The organism is Waltera intestinalis (assembly GCF_009695995.1).
GTDB classification, from domain to species: domain Bacteria; phylum Bacillota; class Clostridia; order Lachnospirales; family Lachnospiraceae; genus Acetatifactor; species Acetatifactor intestinalis.
Window position 1 is genome coordinate 56,154 of sequence record NZ_VUMU01000017.1, and the last position, 18,021, is coordinate 74,174.

The 18,021-nt window shown below is 46.5% G+C and carries 14 protein-coding genes, 1 other RNA gene and 1 pseudogene; 15 read left to right on the forward strand and 1 reads right to left on the reverse strand.

Going from position 1 to position 18,021, the window contains the following annotated elements:
- The first annotated feature begins 17 nt into the window (after nt 1-17).
- From FYJ59_RS12090 to FYJ59_RS12155, 14 genes and pseudogenes are all read left to right on the forward strand, one after another.
- Nucleotides 18-689, forward strand: a complete 672-nt coding sequence (locus tag FYJ59_RS12090; protein ID WP_022153121.1) for an LbetaH domain-containing protein — start codon at nt 18-20, stop codon at nt 687-689.
- Between the two features lie 157 nt (nt 690-846).
- The gene (locus tag FYJ59_RS12095; protein WP_118547589.1) at nt 847-1,866 is read left to right on the forward strand and encodes an ABC transporter substrate-binding protein; all 1,020 of its coding nucleotides are present in this window, start codon (nt 847-849) and stop codon (nt 1,864-1,866) included.
- A gap of 96 nt (nt 1,867-1,962) precedes the next feature.
- Nucleotides 1,963-2,907, forward strand: coding sequence for an ABC transporter permease (locus FYJ59_RS12100; protein WP_154497717.1), 945 nt, complete (start codon nt 1,963-1,965; stop codon nt 2,905-2,907).
- Complete coding sequence (locus FYJ59_RS12105; RefSeq protein WP_022153118.1) at nt 2,907-3,710, forward strand: ABC transporter ATP-binding protein; 804 nt, start codon at nt 2,907-2,909, stop codon at nt 3,708-3,710. The genes FYJ59_RS12100 and FYJ59_RS12105 overlap by 1 nt, the downstream gene beginning before the upstream one ends.
- Nucleotides 3,711-4,731: 1,021 nt before the next feature.
- Nucleotides 4,732-5,397, forward strand: coding sequence for a deoxyribose-phosphate aldolase (gene deoC, locus FYJ59_RS12110; RefSeq protein WP_022153569.1), 666 nt, complete (start codon nt 4,732-4,734; stop codon nt 5,395-5,397).
- Between the two features lie 22 nt (nt 5,398-5,419).
- Complete coding sequence (locus FYJ59_RS12115) at nt 5,420-7,219, forward strand: aminopeptidase P family protein (RefSeq protein ID WP_154497721.1); 1,800 nt, start codon at nt 5,420-5,422, stop codon at nt 7,217-7,219.
- 129 nt (nt 7,220-7,348) lie between these two features.
- A complete protein-coding gene (gene pckA / locus FYJ59_RS12120) occupies nt 7,349-8,953 on the forward strand; it encodes a phosphoenolpyruvate carboxykinase (ATP) (protein WP_154497726.1) in 1,605 nt (534 codons plus the stop codon).
- Between the two features lie 103 nt (nt 8,954-9,056).
- A non-coding RNA gene (gene ssrS / locus FYJ59_RS12125) (6S RNA) lies at nt 9,057-9,251 on the forward strand.
- 71 nt (nt 9,252-9,322) lie between these two features.
- Nucleotides 9,323-11,320 (forward strand): SpoIID/LytB domain-containing protein, encoded by a 1,998-nt coding sequence (locus FYJ59_RS12130; protein WP_154497729.1) that lies wholly within the window; start codon nt 9,323-9,325, stop codon nt 11,318-11,320.
- Nucleotides 11,305-12,270, forward strand: coding sequence for a YihY/virulence factor BrkB family protein (locus FYJ59_RS12135; RefSeq protein ID WP_118552077.1), 966 nt, complete (start codon nt 11,305-11,307; stop codon nt 12,268-12,270). The genes FYJ59_RS12130 and FYJ59_RS12135 overlap by 16 nt, the downstream gene beginning before the upstream one ends.
- 108 nt (nt 12,271-12,378) lie before the next feature.
- Nucleotides 12,379-13,797, forward strand: a pseudogene (locus tag FYJ59_RS12140) (aminopeptidase).
- Between the two features lie 17 nt (nt 13,798-13,814).
- Entirely contained in the window at nt 13,815-14,858 is a 1,044-nt protein-coding gene (gene queA, locus FYJ59_RS12145) for a tRNA preQ1(34) S-adenosylmethionine ribosyltransferase-isomerase QueA (RefSeq protein ID WP_154497752.1), read from the forward strand.
- The gene (locus FYJ59_RS12150) at nt 14,858-15,190 is read left to right on the forward strand and encodes a PilZ domain-containing protein (protein WP_154497734.1); all 333 of its coding nucleotides are present in this window, start codon (nt 14,858-14,860) and stop codon (nt 15,188-15,190) included. The genes queA and FYJ59_RS12150 overlap by 1 nt, the downstream gene beginning before the upstream one ends.
- A 13-nt stretch (nt 15,191-15,203) precedes the next feature.
- Nucleotides 15,204-15,686 carry a VanZ family protein gene (locus tag FYJ59_RS12155; protein WP_205839540.1) on the forward strand — a complete coding sequence of 161 codons (483 nt, stop codon included), beginning with the start codon at nt 15,204-15,206 and terminating at the stop codon, nt 15,684-15,686.
- Here the strand turns inward: FYJ59_RS12155 and FYJ59_RS12160 are convergent.
- A complete protein-coding gene (locus FYJ59_RS12160) occupies nt 15,683-16,783 on the reverse strand; it encodes a prephenate dehydrogenase (RefSeq protein WP_154497740.1) in 1,101 nt (366 codons plus the stop codon). The two genes, FYJ59_RS12155 and FYJ59_RS12160, sit on opposite strands and share 4 nt — an antisense overlap.
- 259 nt (nt 16,784-17,042) lie before the next feature.
- Between FYJ59_RS12160 and FYJ59_RS12165 the strand changes: the two genes are divergently transcribed.
- The gene (locus FYJ59_RS12165; RefSeq protein WP_118552084.1) at nt 17,043-17,888 is read left to right on the forward strand and encodes a formate/nitrite transporter family protein; all 846 of its coding nucleotides are present in this window, start codon (nt 17,043-17,045) and stop codon (nt 17,886-17,888) included.
- Nucleotides 17,889-18,021: the final 133 nt, after the last annotated feature.

An 18,021-nucleotide genomic window follows, 5' to 3' on the forward strand; every position in this document is an offset into this window, starting at 1 on the left:
GAAGAGGAGAAACTATTATGGAAAATATTACGATTGAAAATCTGTATGATCTGACAGAGACCATTGCGGCAGAACTGTTCACCGAGGCAGAGTATCCCTGGGAGGTGCTTCCCCGGATCCACGATTTTATTTTGGAACTGGGCAAGAGACTGCCGGAGGAAATCTATGAAAAAAGAGGCGAGGATATCTGGGTGGCTAAAAACGCAAAAGTTGCTCCTACTGCCTGCCTGAACGGACCGCTGATCATTGATGAGGAAGCGGAGATCCGTCACTGCGCATTTGTCCGTGGCAATGCCATTGTGGGAAAGGGTGCGGTAGTCGGCAATTCCACCGAACTGAAGAACGTGGTCCTGTTCAATAAAGTACAGGTGCCACATTATAATTATGTGGGAGACAGCGTGCTGGGCTTTAAGTCTCATATGGGAGCCGGTTCTATTACTTCCAATGTAAAAAGCGATAAGACACTGGTTGTTGTGAAGAACGGCGAGGAAAAGATCGAGACTGGACTGAAGAAAATGGGAGCCATGTTAGGTGACCATGTGGAAGTAGGCTGCAACAGCGTACTGAACCCGGGAACTGTCATCGGACGTAATTCCAATGTGTATCCTACCTCTTGCGTCAGAGGCGTGATCCCTGCCGGACATATCTTCAAGAGACCCGGTGAGGTTGTGAAAAAATCTGATATTTAAAAAATTGATCAATATTATCTAATGCATCGATGAAATCAGCTTGACGAATGCCCTTTTATAGTTTATGATATTTATCAGTGCAACGCTTTGACGGATTAAAGCGTCTATGCATTACAGTGAGCGGATCGAAAGATCGGCAGAAAAGAGGGCATTTATTATGAAAAAGAAATTATTATCTGTTGTACTTACCGCAGTAATGGCAGCGACTGTTCTGACAGGCTGTGGCAGTACCGATAACGGAACTGCTTCTACAACAGCAGGTAGCGCAGCACAGACTGAAGCAGCAGCTTCCACAGACGGCAAGGTATATAACATCGGTATCTGTCAGCTGGTAGAGCATGAGGCTCTGGATGCAGCTACCCAGGGATTCCAGGATGCATTAAAAGAAAAGCTTGGCGATAATGTAAAATTCGATCTGCAGAATGCACAGGGTGAGCAGACCACCGCAGCTACCATCTGTAATGGTTTTGTATCTGATGGTGTGGATCTGATCCTTGCAAATGCTACGTCTCCTTTACAGAGTGCAGCAGCAGCTACGACCTCGATCCCTATCTTAGGTACTTCCGTAACCGACTATGCTACCGCGTTAGAGATCTCTGACTGGTCCGGTGCTACCGGCAGAAATATTTCCGGTACTTCCGATCTGGCTCCCATTGAAGAGCAGGAAGCTATGTTAAAGGAACTGTTCCCGGACGTAAAGCAGGTTGGTCTGTTATATTGTTCTGCAGAAGCAAACTCACTGTATCAGATCCAGCTGTTTGAGGCTGCTCTGGACAAGGACGGTATTGCTTATAAAGAGTATGCAATCGCTGATACCAATGAAGTACAGTCTGTAACTACTGCAGCGGCAGGAGAGTGCGATGTTCTGTATATTCCTACCGACAACACGCTGGCATCTGTAACCGAGACCGTATACAACGTAGTAGCTCCCGCTAAAGTTCCTGTCATCGCAGGTGAAGAGGGTATCTGCAACGGTTGCGGCGTAGCTACCTTATCCATCAGTTACTATGATCTGGGATATGCTACCGGTGAGATGGCATACGAGATCCTGGCTGAGGGCGCAGACATCACTACCATGGATGTTCGCTACGCTCCCAACGTTACCAAGAAATATAATGCGAAGATCTGTGAGGAACTTGGCATCACTGTTCCCGATGATTATGTAGCAATTCAGTAAGTATTCAGTCAATTAAGTACGGAAACAAAATATACTTCGATAGGGATAGCGCCAGATAAGCGGTATCCCTATCGGAAGTTTTAGGAGGAAAAAGAAATGTCTTACTTTATGTCACTGAATCCCCTTTCCCTGTTCAGGGCAATGCCGGGATCAATAGCGCAGGGAATGATCTGGGGAGTCATGGCACTGGGAGTGTATATTACGTTCCGCCTGCTGGATTTCGCTGACCTGACCGTGGATGGTTCCATTGCAACCGGTGCTGCGGTATCCGTTATGCTGATTCGTGCGGGAGTTTCTCCTATAGCTACGCTGCCCATTGCTTTCCTGGCCGGAGCATTGGCAGGCATGGTAACGGGACTGTTGAACACCGCACTGGGAATCCCCGGAATTCTGGCAAGTATTCTGACGCAGATCTCCTTGTATTCCATTAATCTGAATATCATGGGCAAAGCAAACCAGCCGGTCAGCGTAGATAATTATCCGCTGGTGGTATCTTTGCGTTATGTGACGGACGGTTCGATGAGCAGACTTCTCTTTTTCCTGGGAATGATCGTATTTTTACTGGCACTGATCGCTGTGATGTACTGGTATTTTGGAACAGAACAGGGACATGCTATCCGTGCTACGGGCTGTAACAGCAATATGGCGAGAGCACAGGGCATCAATACCAACTTTATCAAGGTGCTGGCACTGATGATCTCCAACGGTCTGGTAGGTCTGTGTGGTGCGCTGTACGGACAGTTCCAGGGGGCGTCGGATGTCAATATGGGACGTGGAGCCATTGTCATCGGTCTGGCAGCTGTTATTATCGGTGAGGTACTGTTCGGTAAATTCGCCAGCAAGAGAAAACTTGCTTTTGCATTTACTCTGGCATCTGTAATTCTGGGTGCAGTGATCTACTACATGGTATATCAGTTTGTTCTGTGGCTGAAGATGCCTTCAGAGGATATGAAATTGTTCTCCGCTATCGTAGTTGCCATTTTCCTGGCAATTCCTTACTTGAAGGAGAAGAGAACACTTCGGAAAGGAGCGTCAAAATAATGGCTTACGCATTGGAGATACAGGATATACACAAAGTATTTAACAGAGGAACCATCAATGAAAAGGTTGCATTAAATGGGGTAAATTTAAATTTAAATCCCGGGGATTTCGTGACCATCATCGGAGGTAACGGCGCCGGTAAATCCACCACGCTGAATGCCATTGCCGGCGTATGGCCCATTGATTCCGGTAAGATTATTATCGACGGCACGGATATTACGAGCCTGCCGGAGCATAAGAGAGCAAAGTACCTGGGAAGAGTGTTCCAGGATCCTATGACGGGAACCGCTGCCACCATGGATATCGAAGAGAACATGGCTATTGCCTTAAGACGTGGTGAGAAGAGAACTCTTCGTTGGGGCGTTTCCAGAGAGGACAGAGAACTGTTTCGTGAAAAGTTACAGACGCTCGGACTGGGACTGGAGGATCGTATGACCAGCAAGGTAGGTCTTCTGTCCGGTGGTCAGCGTCAGGCTATCACACTTTTGATGGCGGCCTTAAAGCAGCCGAAGCTTCTGCTGTTAGATGAACATACCGCAGCATTGGATCCCAAGACAGCAGCAAAAGTATTGGAGATCAGTGACAAGATCATCGCTGAGAATCAGCTGACTGCCATGATGGTAACTCATAATATGAAAGATGCCATCGTACACGGTAACCGTCTGATCATGATGCACGAAGGCAAAGTTATCTACGATGTGGCTGGAGAAGAGAAGAAGAATCTTCAGGTGAAGGATCTGCTTGCTAAGTTCGAAGAAGTCAGCGGCGGAGAATTCGCCAATGACAGAATGATGCTTGCATAAAAATTTAGGACACGTTGCCAATTTCGGCAACGTGTTTTTATGTAAACTTGAGAGTTAGTGAAATAGTTGTTCTAAAATCCACGCAGAAAGGACTGCTCGCCCCGGACTCGGATGCTATCTACGCCCAGGGGAGCAGTCCTTTTCTGCTGGGTTACTGCTTCCCTAAATGATTTTAGAGAAGTCCTGTTGATTACTTTGGTGTAAATGACGTAATAATGACGTATTTTATACAAATAATTCTTAAAATCAAGATATTTTGTATTAAAATAACTTGATTTTCTCATTTTACGAAAACAGTTACTTCCAAAGCATCCAAATCCCCTGTTTTTGTACTTTTTTTGCAAAAAATAGCGATTTTAATACAAAAGCAAAAAAACTTGCCTCTTTACACAAAAATTTGGATTTGACTCGTCGATCAACCACACTTACTCTTAATTCTACTAAAACATGCGAAAGAGTTGGGAAAAGTAAAAATTCCGTCTTAGAAACAAATGATTTTTACTATAAATGTATAAAAAGATCTATTACGTAAAAAAGCTCTTTCTGAGAAGCTTATTTTTTACTATTTTTACTATATTGAGGCTTTTTTCAAAAATCAGTAGTCCAAATGCGGGCTACTGGTGTTTTTGAAAGCTTTTCAAAATGCAGAACGCCCACGGCACCCCTACGTTACGAGCCATGCACTCAATTCATAAATGTGTCGCAAAGGACGCTCCACATTTATTGGCAGTTCTCCGCAATGAGCCACGCTATTCATAAGATTGTCAGCAAAAGGCGCTGCCAATCTTATTTCATATCGCGGCGTTCGCCGCATCACGGCAAAAGTAAAAACCGTGATTTGTGAGCAAGCTCCCAATCACGGTTCTTATTTTGCCTATGCGCGGCTCATTGCTCGCGTAACTTTCAAGTTAAAATAAAACTTTAGTCTTTATATTAATTGGGTTCTTTGTTATAATAATCGCGGTTAGTATGTAGTAACAAAATCATTAAATGAAATAGATACATAGAAAAGGAGAATAATATGACAGCAAAAGAAATGCTTGGTAAGGTGGATCATACGCAACTGAAGGCATTCGCTACCTGGGAGGACATTCAGAAGTTGTGTGATGAGGCAATCCAATATCATACCGCCAGTGTATGTGTGCCTCCCTGTTATATTAAGAGAATCCATGACTCCTACGGGGAGAAGATCAATATCTGTACCGTAGTGGGATTCCCGTTAGGCTACAGCGTGACAGAAGCAAAGGTGGCAGAAGTACGTAAGGCACTGGAAGATGGTTGTAATGAGATCGATATGGTAGTCAATATCAGCGATGTGAAGAATGGTCTGTTTGACAAGGTGGAAGAAGAGATCCGAACACTGAAAAAAGAGTGTGGAGATCACATCCTCAAGGTTATCATCGAGACCTGCTATCTGACGGAGGAAGAGAAGATCGCCATGTGTAAGGCAGTAACGGATGCAGGTGCGGACTTCATTAAGACTTCTACAGGATTCGGAACCGGTGGTGCCACGAAAGAAGATGTAGAACTGTTCAAAAAATACATTGGTCCCAAGGTAAAGATCAAGGCGGCAGGCGGAGTGTCCAGCATGGAAGATCTCGAGATGTTCTTAGAGCTTGGCTGTGATCGTATCGGTACCTCCAGAGCCGTAGGCCTCTGTAAGGGCGAACTTACCGAAGGCTATTAAGTTTTTTGAAAGGAACAAAACAATGGAAAACAAAGTAATTCAGGACAGACTTACTCTTCTCAGAGAAAAGATGCAGGAGGAAGGCATTGATTTCTATATGATGCCCACAGCGGATTTTCATAACTCCGAATACGTAAATGACTATTTTAAAGTAAGAGAATATTTCAGTAACTTTACCGGTTCCAATGGTACACTGTTAGTATGGAAGGACGGCGCCGGACTGTGGACCGACGGCAGATATTTCATTCAGGCAGAGACAGAATTGGAAGGGACAGGCGTAGAACTGTTCCGCATGCTACAGGAAGGTGTTCCTACCATCGAAGAGTTTCTGGAGCAAAACATACAGCAGGGTCAGACCTTAGGCTTCGACGGCAGAGTCATTGCAGCCATGGACGGTAAAAAATACGAAAAGGTACTGGCAAAGGCGCAGATCTGTATCGCTTATGAGAAAGATCTTGCAGACAGCATATGGACGGACAGACCGAATTTCCCGGCCGGAAAAGTAACGGTACTGGACGAGAAAATTGCCGGCAAGAGTGTGGAAGAGAAACTCACGCAGACCAGAGAGAAGATGGCAAAGGACTGTGCCAATGCACTGCTTTTGACCAAACTGGACGATCTGATGTGGCTCTTCAATATCCGTGGCTGCGATGTGGAATGCAACCCGGTGGCAATGTCTTATGCTTATATTACGGAGGATACCGCCACATTGTTTATCCAGCAGAAGGCACTGGATACGCAGGTGTCAGAATACCTTGCAGCACATCACATCGATGTGAAGGAATACGACACTGTCGTAGACTTTCTGAAATCACTTCCTGCAGGCAATGTGATCCTCGTGGATAACAGATATTGCAGTTATACTTTATATAAGACACTGCAGAAGAACCAGCAGCTGATAGAGGGTAAGAATCCCACTGAACTGTTGAAAGCCATCAAGAATCCGGTGGAACAGGCGAGAATGCAGGAGATTTTCCTGAAGGACAGCGTTGCGGTAACCAAATTCATCTACTGGCTGAAAACTCATGTAGGAAAAGAGAAGATCACCGAAGTGACCGCCGCAGACTATTTGGAACAGAAGAGAAGAGAGATTCCGGAATTCTTAGACCTTTCCTTCCCAACGATTGCAGGCTATAAGTCCAATGCAGCCATGATGCATTACGAGGCAACACCGGAGAACTGTGCAACTCTGGAGCCGGAGGGAATGCTTTTGGTAGATTCCGGCGGACAGTATCTTGGCGGCACCACCGATGTAACCAGAACCATCGCATTGGGTCCTGTCTCCGATGAGATGAAAAAGCATTATACCATGGTGGCTGCGGCAGTGATGCAGCTTACCCACGCTCACTGGCTCTACGGCTGTACCGGAAGGAATCTGGATATTCTGGCAAGACAGCCTATCTGGGATATGGATATTGATTACCAGTGCGGCACCGGACATGGTGTGGGATACATTCTGAACGTACACGAAGGTCCCCAGAACATGCGTTGGAGATTCACTGGAGGTATGGTGGAAGCCGTGTTCGAAGACGGCATGGACATCACCAATGAGCCTGGTATCTACATCCAGGGCAGCCACGGCATTCGTATCGAGAACGTGATGCTGGCGAAAAACGATGTGAAGAACGAGTACGGTCAGTTCATGCATTTCGAGACTTTGACCTGGGTGCCTATCGATAGAGAAGTCATTGACGAAAAATATTTGAACGATACCCAGATAAAATATCTGCACGAGTATCAGAAGACCGTCTACGAGAAGATTTCTCCTTATCTGAATGAGGAAGAAAAAGAATGGCTGGCGGCAGAAACCGGAGTGAAGTAAAGAGAATATAAAATTGGTATAAAATTTTTAACGGTTTCTTGACTTTTTTACTGGGTTTTGAGATAATACACACGATGTGGCAGAAGATAAAGACACATATAAAGAATAAAGGAAAGAGGTTAATGTAAGATGGCAGAGATTAATTTAAGCAAGTACGGCATCACCGGAACCACAGAAATCGTTTACAATCCTTCTTATGAAGAATTATTCAAAGAAGAGATGAAGCCTGAACTGGAAGGCTACGAGAAAGGTCAGGAGACCGAACTCGGTGCGGTAAACGTTATGACCGGTATATATACAGGACGTTCTCCCAAAGATAAGTTCATCGTTGAAGATGAGAACTCCAAGAACACTGTATGGTGGACTTCCGATGAGTACAAGAACGACAACCATCGTATGTCTCAGGAAGCATGGGCTGCTGTAAAGGATATCGCTAAGAAGGAGCTGTCCAACAAGAGACTGTTCGTTGTAGATGCATTCTGCGGCGCTAACAAGGACACTCGCATGGCTATCCGTTTCATCGTTGAGGTAGCTTGGCAGGCTCATTTCGTAACCAACATGTTCATCAAACCCACCGAGGAAGAGCTGAAGAACTTCGAGCCTGATTTCGTAGTTTACAACGCATCCAAGGCTAAGGTTGAGAATTACAAGGAGCTTGGTCTGAATTCCGAGACTTGTGTAGCTTTCAATATTACCAGCCGTGAGCAGGTTATTGTGAATACATGGTACGGCGGAGAGATGAAGAAGGGTATGTTCTCCATGATGAACTACTACCTGCCACTGAAGGGCATCGCTTCCATGCACTGCTCCGCAAACACCGATATGAACGGTGAGAACACCGCTATCTTCTTTGGTCTGTCAGGAACCGGTAAGACCACTCTGTCTACCGATCCTAAGCGTCTGCTGATCGGTGATGACGAGCACGGTTGGGATGACAACGGCGTATTCAACTTTGAAGGTGGATGCTACGCTAAGGTTATCAACCTGGACAAGGATTCCGAGCCCGACATCTACAACGCAATCAAGAGAGATGCTCTGCTTGAGAACGTAACCGTTGATGCTGACGGCAAGATTGATTTCAACGATAAGAGTGTTACCGAGAATACTCGTGTATCTTATCCTATCGACCATATTAAGAATATCGTACGTCCTATTTCTTCCGCACCCGCAGCTAAGAACGTAATCTTCCTGTCTGCTGATGCATTCGGTGTACTGCCTCCTGTATCTATTCTGACTCCGGAGCAGACCCAGTACTACTTCCTGTCCGGTTTCACAGCTAAGTTAGCTGGTACCGAGCGTGGTATTACCGAGCCTACCCCTACTTTCTCTGCTTGTTTCGGTCAGGCATTCCTGGAGCTGCATCCTACCAAGTATGCAGAAGAGCTGGTTAAGAAGATGGAGAAGAACGGTGCTAAGGCATACCTTGTAAATACCGGATGGAACGGAACCGGCAAGCGTATCTCCATTAAGGATACCCGTGGTATCATCGATGCTATTCTGAATGGTGCGATCAAGACCGCTCCTACCAAGAAGATTCCTTACTTCGATTTCGAGGTTCCTACCGAGTTAACCGGTGTTGATACCGGAATTCTGGATCCCAGAGATACCTACGCTGATCCTTCCCAGTGGGAAGAGAAGGCAAAGGATCTGGCTCAGAGATTCATCAAGAACTTCGCTAAATATGAAGGAAATGATGCAGGTAAGGCTCTGGTTGCTGCTGGCCCTCAGCTGTAATCTTACTTACAGACAAATGCAAATAGGAAGGCTGTCTCTTTGGAGGCAGCCTTTTTTGGTAAAAATTACAGTTGTAAAATAGAAACAGAGTAGATATAATATACTTAACCTGAGATGTGCGATAACTCTTACCAGTTTTGAACCTACATTTACTTTAAACGGGATTCCTATATTGCCAAGTGGCTGTCAAGCCCTCACTCCGCAAGGAGGATTGGAAGGGAAGGCAAAAGGTTGGTTGCGGTTACCCACCTAGCATTGCTAGGAGTCAAAAGGTAAGAGGCGGCATTTTGGGGATAACAATACAAAAGAGAGAGCAGTCCTTTGGGGCTGCTCTTTTAAAGCTTAATTATCAAATCAGGCGGGGATCATTTGAAGAAAAATTTGAAGAAAAACAGACTACTTGAGAATTATTATAAACTTCCGAAAGGACAGAGAATACAGCTGAAGAAATACCTGTGCATTTTAGCTGTGGCATTTCTTCTTTTTTTGTTTTTCCTAAATTTGTTACATAGCTGTGGATGGGAGGGCACGGATACCCCCGAGATGTCGGAGACTTCGCCGCAGCATATCCCGGTAGTACAGAAACTTAAAAATGTATGGATCACGGATGCGGAAGCTGACCGGATCACTATTTTCTGTGACGGAGAGAAGGAGACCTTTTTCCTGGAGGCAGAGACGGAAGGATCAGATTCTGTTCCGGCACCGGAGCAGATGCGGGAACAGCTGGCGGATGTAGAACTTACAGATGAACTGGTGAGTGCGGTTGTTCTGAAGACGGATAAGTTTACAGGAAGAGTGCTGTCAGCGGATGAAAACGGCATTGAGATCGAAGACCGGGGCAGAATTCCTCTGGCAGAGGATTACAAAGGATACCGTTTGTATCGGGAACTTACCATGTGCACGTTCGCGGATCTGACCTTTGGCTATGCCAATGCGGATTTTATCCAGGAGAATGGTGAGATCTGTGGTATTCTCTTAGCCAGAGAGGCGAATATGGAAGACATCCGGGTGTTGATCAAGACTTCGGATTATGTGGATATTTTGCATACAGAAGTAATACTGACGGCAAACAGCGATTTCCTGCTGCAATACGGAAGTGGGGAAAATATACAGGAAGAATTGTTTCCCAAAGGAGACAAGATTACCATAGACATGGACAGTGATTATTTTGTGGGGGAGCGTATCAGTATAGTTCCTGCGGTATTGACGGGCAGAATTCAGCTGCTTAGTGTAAACAGAAGCCAGGGAATACCTTCCTACAGAGGTCATATCGAACTGCTCAGAACAGCAGAGGGCATCGCCGTGGTGAATGAGCTGCCGCTGGAGGAATATCTCTTCAGTGTGGTGCCAAGTGAAATGCCGGCATCTTATCCGTTAGAAGCCCTGAAAGCGCAGGCAATCTGCGCCAGAACCTATGCCTACGGACATATGCTCAGAGCAGGATACCCCCGGTATGGAGCCCATGTGGATGACAGCACTTCCTATCAGGTCTATAACAACATCACAGAGGCAGACAGCACCACTACGGCGGTAAAGGAAACCTACGGACAAATGATTTTGACAGACGAAGGCACTGTGGCGAACACCTATTATTATTCGACATCCTGCGGTGTGGGAACTACAGCAAGCATATGGAAGACTGCGGAGGCGCAGATGCTTGATTATCTGAAAAGCAGCCGGCTGAGCCCAAGCCCGGAGAATCCGGTGCAGACGGATGAGGGGGCGGTAGCTGCAGGCAGTACGGAGATTACCGCTGAAACAAGTGCAGAGGAGCTGAGCGAAGAAGAGACCTTCCGGGATTTTATTACCCAAACTCATGCAGAGGATTATGAAGCGCAGGAAGGGTGGTACCGTTGGACATATACGGTAAAAGAGATTGATGTGGACCGGATACTTGAGACCCTGAAGAATCGTTATGAAGCCAACGGGAAGCTGATCTTGACTCTGAAGGATGGTGACTACAGCAGTCAAAGCATAAAAAACTTTTCTAAGGTTACGGATATCACTATTGTAAAACGGGGACCCGGCGGTGTGGCAGATGAATTGGTCATTGCCACAGATAAAGGAACCTACAAGATCATCTCGGAATATAATATCAGAGCGGTACTATGTGATGGCGTGACCAGGGTGGTCAGACAGGACGGCAGTGAAGTAAGCATGCCCAGCCTCCTGCCCAGTGCATTTTTTGTGATTGAACCTAGCCATGATAAGAAAAATATGATAGGATATAACATTATCGGCGGTGGATTCGGCCATGGCGTCGGAATGAGCCAGAACGGTGCTAAAAATATGGCACTGCAGGGGCTTGGCGCGGAACAGATCCTTAACTTTTTCTATGAAGGATGCGAGATATGCTCAGGACAATAATCAGCATTTGGCGGGATTTTTCCAGCCAGATGAAAAAACAGAATATCAGCGCTTATGCATCGAGTACAGCATTTTTCCTGTTTTTGTCGGTGATTCCGATGCTGATGGTAGTCTGCGCGGTGATTCCTTATACCCCGGTGACGGAGCAGAATCTGATCACTGCGCTGACAGATGTGACGCCGGATATTGCGGATGCCATGGTGGAGAGTCTGGTCGTGGATGTGTATGAGAGTTCGGTTGGAATCCTGCCGGTGGCTCTGATCGCCATGGTCTGGTCGGCGGCGAAGGGTGTCATGGCACTGATGCGGGGATTAAATGCGGTCAATGGTGTGGACGAGAAGCGTAATTACTTCGTGATCCGTTTTATTGCAAGCTTTTATACATTGATCATGCTTGTAGTGTTGATCTTGTCGCTGTTTTTTATGGTATTTGGCAATCAGCTGGTGGATATTGCATTACATAGGATTCCGCAGCTACAGATGTTTGTGAGTCTTCTGATGAATTTCCGCTTTCTGTTCGTATGGGCGGTGCTGATTCTTTTGTTTGGACTGATTTATACATATATCCCGGACACAAAGCTGAAATTCACGGAACAGGTTCCGGGAGCCTGCTTTGCTGCGGTAGTATGGAGTGTATTTTCCTGGGGATTTTCCATGTATGTGTCCTATGGAAATGGGTATAGTATTTACGGAAGTCTGACCATTATTGTGATCATTATGTTGTGGATGTATTTCTGTATGTATATCATTCTGATCGGTGCTTATCTGAACCGGTATTTCCGTCCGGTGAACAGGGTGCTGGTAAATCATGCCAGCAGTAAGAGCGAATTGGCGAGAGAGAACCGTAGACGCATCCGGGAGATCAAGAAGATCCAGCGCAGAAAAAAACATTATACGGAGATCGACAGGGATCCTAAGGAGAAGGATGAAAATCTGACAGACAGGAATTGAACTGCGGACGCAAATGTAGTACACTGATACGAAGAGGTCGAGGGACCTCTCCTGTTATAGTTATAGTAAAAGAGTATCCGGAAGACGGATGCGGAAATGAGGATAAATATGGAAAAGAAAAACACATGGGAGGCCTATTCTTCCAAACAGTTAAAAGAGCTGGAGAAAATAAACGCACAGTATCGTGATTTTTTAGACAACGGTAAGACCGAGAGAGAGTGCATTGACACCATTGTCAATACCATTGAGAAGTCCGGTTACCGTGAACTGGAGAGCCTGATCAAAGAGGGCACTGCTCTTAAAACCTGAGATAAGGTATACAGCGTATGGATGAACAAATCCATCGCCATGTTCCAGATCGGCCGTAAACCTATGACAGAGGGCATGAACATCCTCGGAGCCCATATCGACAGCCCCAGACTGGATGTAAAGCAGAATCCCCTGTATGAGGATGGCGGATTCGCTTATCTGGACACCCATTATTACGGTGGTGTGAAGAAGTACCAATGGGTGACTATTCCCCTGGCAATCCATGGTGTGATCGTGAAAAAAGACGGTACCTGTGTAGAGATCAATATCGGCGAGAACGAGGATGATCCGGTATTCTTCGTATCCGATCTGTTGATCCATCTGGCACAGGAGCAGCTGGAGAAAAAGGCAGCAAAGGTCATCGAGGGCGAAGCTCTGGATATTATCGTAGGCAACAAACCTCTGCTGATTGATAAAAAGGATAAGAAAAAAGATGAGAAAGAAGCCGGAAAAGATGCGGTAAAGGCAGGTGTTCTGGATATTCTGAAAGAGACCTATGACATTCACGAAGAAGATTTCGTCTCCGCAGAGTTAGAGATCGTTCCCGCTGGCAAGGCAAGAGAAGCGGGTTTTGACCGCAGCATGATACTGGCTTACGGACAGGATGACAGAGTCTGTGCATATACTTCCATGCAGGCAATGTTAGACAGTGATGTGACCGACCGTACCATGTGCTGTATTCTGGTGGATAAGGAGGAAATCGGTTCTGTTGGTGCTACTGGCATGCAGTCCCATTTCTTCGAAAATGCCGTAGCAGAGGTCATGAATCTGACAGGCGAATACAGTGAACTGCATGTGAGAAGATGCCTGGCACACAGCTGTATGCTGTCTTCCGATGTCAGCAGTGCTTTTGATCCTACCTATGCGTCCAGCTTCGACAAAAAGAACGTGGCATATTTAGGCGGTGGTATGGTCATCAATAAATTCACCGGAGCCAGAGGCAAGTCCGGTTCCAACGATGCCAATGCGGAGTATCTGGCACATCTGCGCCATATCTTCGACAAGGCAGAGGTGAACTTCCAGACTGCAGAGCTTGGTAAGGTCGATTTGGGCGGCGGTGGAACCATCGCATATATTCTGGCATTGTACGGCATGAATGTTATCGACAGCGGTGTGGCAGTGCTGAACATGCATGCACCCTGGGAAGCTACCAGTAAGGCCGACGTATATGAGACATATCGCGGATATAAAGCATTTGTGGAAGGAGCGAGCCTGTAATGGCGGAGACGACCGAACTGAAAAAATCAGACTTTTACTTTGATCTGCCCCAGGAACTGATCGCGCAGGATCCGCTGGAGGATCGTTCTTCCTCCAGGCTTCTGGTGCTCGATAAAAATACGGGAGAGCTCTCTCATCATATTTTCCGGGATATTATCGACTATCTGCACCCCGGAGACTGTCTGGTGTTAAACAACACCAAGGTTATTCCGGCGAGACTTTTAGGAGAGCGGGAAGGTACTGGCGGACATGTGGAAGTCCTTTTGTTAAAAAGAAAAGAAGCGGATGTCTGGGAGACACTGGTAAAGCCTGGCAAAAAATGTAAGCCCGGTCAGCGCCTGAGCTTCGGAGACGGACTGCTAAAGGCGGAAGTGCTTGAGACTGTAGAAGAAGGCAATCGTTTGATCCGTTTTGAATATGAGGGCATTTTTGAAGAGGTATTGGACAAGTTAGGTGAGATGCCCCTGCCTCCTTATATCACTCATAAACTGAAGGATAAGAACCGTTATCAGACCGTTTATGCAAAATATGAGGGCTCTGCGGCAGCGCCTACAGCGGGTCTCCATTTTACCCGGGAATTGTTGCAGCAGATCGCGGACAAGGGCATTAAGATCGCTTATGTGACCTTGCATGTGGGATTAGGGACTTTCCGCCCGGTGAAGGAAGAAAATGTGCTGGAGCATCATATGCATTCCGAGTATTATCAAGTGACGGAGGAAGCAGCGAACACGATCAATGAGACGAAGAGAAAGGGTGGTCGTGTGATCTGCGTGGGTACTACCAGCTGCCGTACCGTGGAGAGTGCCGCGGACGAGCAGGGCATGGTACAGCCCGGCTGTGACAATACCGAGATATTCATTTATCCCGGATATCGTTTCAAGGTGCTGGATGCACTGATCACGAATTTCCATCTGCCGGAGTCCACACTGGTAATGCTGGTATCGGCACTTGCGGGCAGAGAACATATCCTGCATGCCTACGAAGAAGCAATCCGAGAAAAATACAGATTCTTCAGCTTTGGAGACGCCATGTTCATCGCTGACTTAAAAGGAGAAAAATAATGGAAGAAAGAAGACGAAGCAAGCGTACAGAAATGAATTCCAGCTTGATGGTAAAGCGCCTGGATCAGGGAGATATGCAGGAAGTCAGCATTGACATCGTAGATGTATCTCCCAACGGAGTGGGTTTTTTATGCAAGGAAGTGTTGAGTATCGGTGCGGTGTATGAATCGAAGCTGAGGATTTGGACGCAGGAAGTGTTGCATGCGTTCTTACAGATCGTCCGGATCGAAATGAAGGAAGATTCTTATACGTATGGGGCTGTCTTCATCGGAATGCCGGAGAGCGATGCGGCAAGAATCCGCGTATATCAGACAGTCAATGATGAGAAGTAGTAAGAGACGTAAAATGGCAGTCAGTGTAATGGCTGCTATTTTACTTGTATTGTTATATCTGCTCATTTTTGTGTTTTCCGGTCAGGATGGTGAGGAATCCGGCTCACTGAGTGCTATGATCTCGGAAAAATGTGCAGAACTTCTGAATGCTATCTCCGGGAAACACTGGACGCAGAATGTCCTCGACAGTATGGCGGCTTATTTTGAACATCCCATCCGTAAAATGGCCCATTTTTCTGAGTATGCCTGCATGGGAGTGTTATTGTACGGCGTGTGGAGACCCTGGAAGGAGAGAGGACGGAAGCTGTATCTTTTGATCGTGTGTTGGGTGTTTGTCTCCGCCGGAGCGGATGAATTCCACCAACTGTTCATTCCGGGACGCTATGGGTGTTTTGCCGATGTGGTGCTGGATACCTGTGGTGGTGCGTTCGGACTGTTCGTATGTGTCTGCGTGGAGAAAATGGTGCGGCGAAGGAAACAGAAGTCGGGTTTCTAGTTCTTGTTGTGCAGACTGTAGCCCTTTTCACGAAGAATCTTCGTGGATCTTTCGATGGCTTCTTCCTGATAGAATTCAATGCGCAGCACGCCGCCCTCGTACTCCCGGTTATGGACGATGCCGATGTTTTTGATACTGATATTTTTCAGGGCGAGAATCGTAGCCACAGCAGCAATCTCACCGGGTTCGTCGGCAATGTCGATTGTAATGGCATAGGAACTCTTCAGAGGACCGCTGGCGGTATTGATGAAGGAATCACGGTAGATTCTGGCACTGTCGAATAGCTCGTACAGGTCATCGCCGCGTTTGGCATTTAGTTCCTGTTGGATTCCCTGGAGGGAAGCAATGTAGGAAGACAAAAGCGTCGAAATATTTTCCGTATTCGTCAGACAGATTTGCTGCCATACCGCAGCGGAAGATGAGGCAATTCTGGTGATATCCTTGAAGCCTCCGGCAGCGATCATTTTCATCAGCCCATCTGCAGAATCCTTGTCCCGCACCAGATTTACCAGAGAGGCTGCAATGATATGGGGCAGGTGACTGACTGCAGCAGTGACGTAATCATGCTGTGCCGGATCCAGGATCAAGGGAATGGCTCCTAACTGCTGTACCAGATTTTTATAATCCGTGATCTTATTCTCCGGAACGGAAGCTGTGGGGGTGAGAATGTAGTAGGCATTCTCCAAAAGGACGGCTTTGGAATTAATAAAGCCCACCCGGTCACTTCCCGCCATGGGATGACCGCCGATAAACTGTCTTTCCAGACCGGCTTTTTTGATCTCCTTATGGATCTCGCTCTTGACACTTCCCACATCGGTGAGCAGGGTCTTAGGTGAGAGAATTTTTTTTACAGCGGAGAGGTTTTCGTCATTTTTCTGCACCGGAGCACAGAGGAATAGATAATCGCACGTTGAGAAAGAAGCATCGATTTTCGTGGTGACTGTATTGGCTACGCCGCACTGGGAAGCTTCACTTAAGGTGTCTGCATTAATATCGTATGCAATGATCTGAGACTGGGGGAGATTCTGACGAATCGCCCGGGCGATGGAGCCACCGATCAGACCCAGACCGATAAAACCAAAGGTAAGAGTACTCATTATAGTTTTCCTCGATTCTGTTATTTACTGTAAACAAATAGTAAGACAAATTCGGAAGATGTCTGTTTGTTCTTCAAACACTATAGCAAATTAACGTGCGAAAATCAAGAGAGGGTATACTCTTTTCTGATATTTTCATATTTGCTTGCAAGTGTAATTGAAATATGGCAAGATGTAACTGTTCCTAAATATGCAGAAATTGTGGAAAGCCGATCTTGCATTTACGAGTCGGTTTCGGAAAAACAGGAGGACTCTATTTATGCATTCACCTTTGGAAATTGCAAGAAACTATATAGAAGTCGGAATCCATAAAGTAAATCTGTCGATCTTCAAGACAATTTTATTGGGATTCTTCGCCGGTATGTTCATCGGCTTTGCGGGAATCGCATCCACGACGGCATCTAGCACCATCGGCATCGCATCGGTGGCAAAGCTGGTGGGCGCTGCAGTATTCCCGGCAGGTATGGCTATGGTACTTGTGGCGGGCAGTGAACTATTCACCGGTAATAACCTGATCATACTGGCGGTATTGGAGAAGAAAGTTACTGTATGGAAAATGTTGAAAAACTGGCTGTTTGTCTATATCGGCAACTTTCTCGGCGCTGCGTTTGTAGCGGTGCTGGTAGTAGTGGGACGGACGCCGGATCTCTTCGGAGAGCAGCTTGCACAGGCAATAGTCAATGCTGCTGCAGCCCGGACGAATTTAAGCGTGGGAGAGGCTTTCGTGCGAGGCATTCTGTGCAATATTCTGGTGTGTATTGCGGTATGGATGTCCTTCGCGGCGAAGCGTGTCTCCGGCAAGCTTCTGACCAGTTACTGGCCTGTCATGCTGTTTGTATTATGCGGTTTTGAACACAGTATCGCAGATATGTATTTCGGTGTATGCGGTCTGCTGACAGCACAGGCCTACGGAATTACCGCAGAGAGCCTGACCTGGTTCAATTTCCTTGTAAAAGCCCTCTTGCCTATCACTCTGGGTAACATCGTAGGCGGTGCCGGAATTGTCGGATGCGGTTACTGGCTGGCATACCTCCACAGAACCCCCTATTCCGCAGACACGACAGCTGCCGAGCAGGAAGAGATTGATATTGCGGAAGAGTACTAAATTGAGAGTTAGTGAAATACCACCCGGATGACTTTGTTGTCTTCCTGGGTGGTATTTTTGTTTTGATGTTCCGATCTTTACTGCCTAAAATCCATTTTGTGCTTTATAAGCAGTAAATTTAATGCGATTTTCT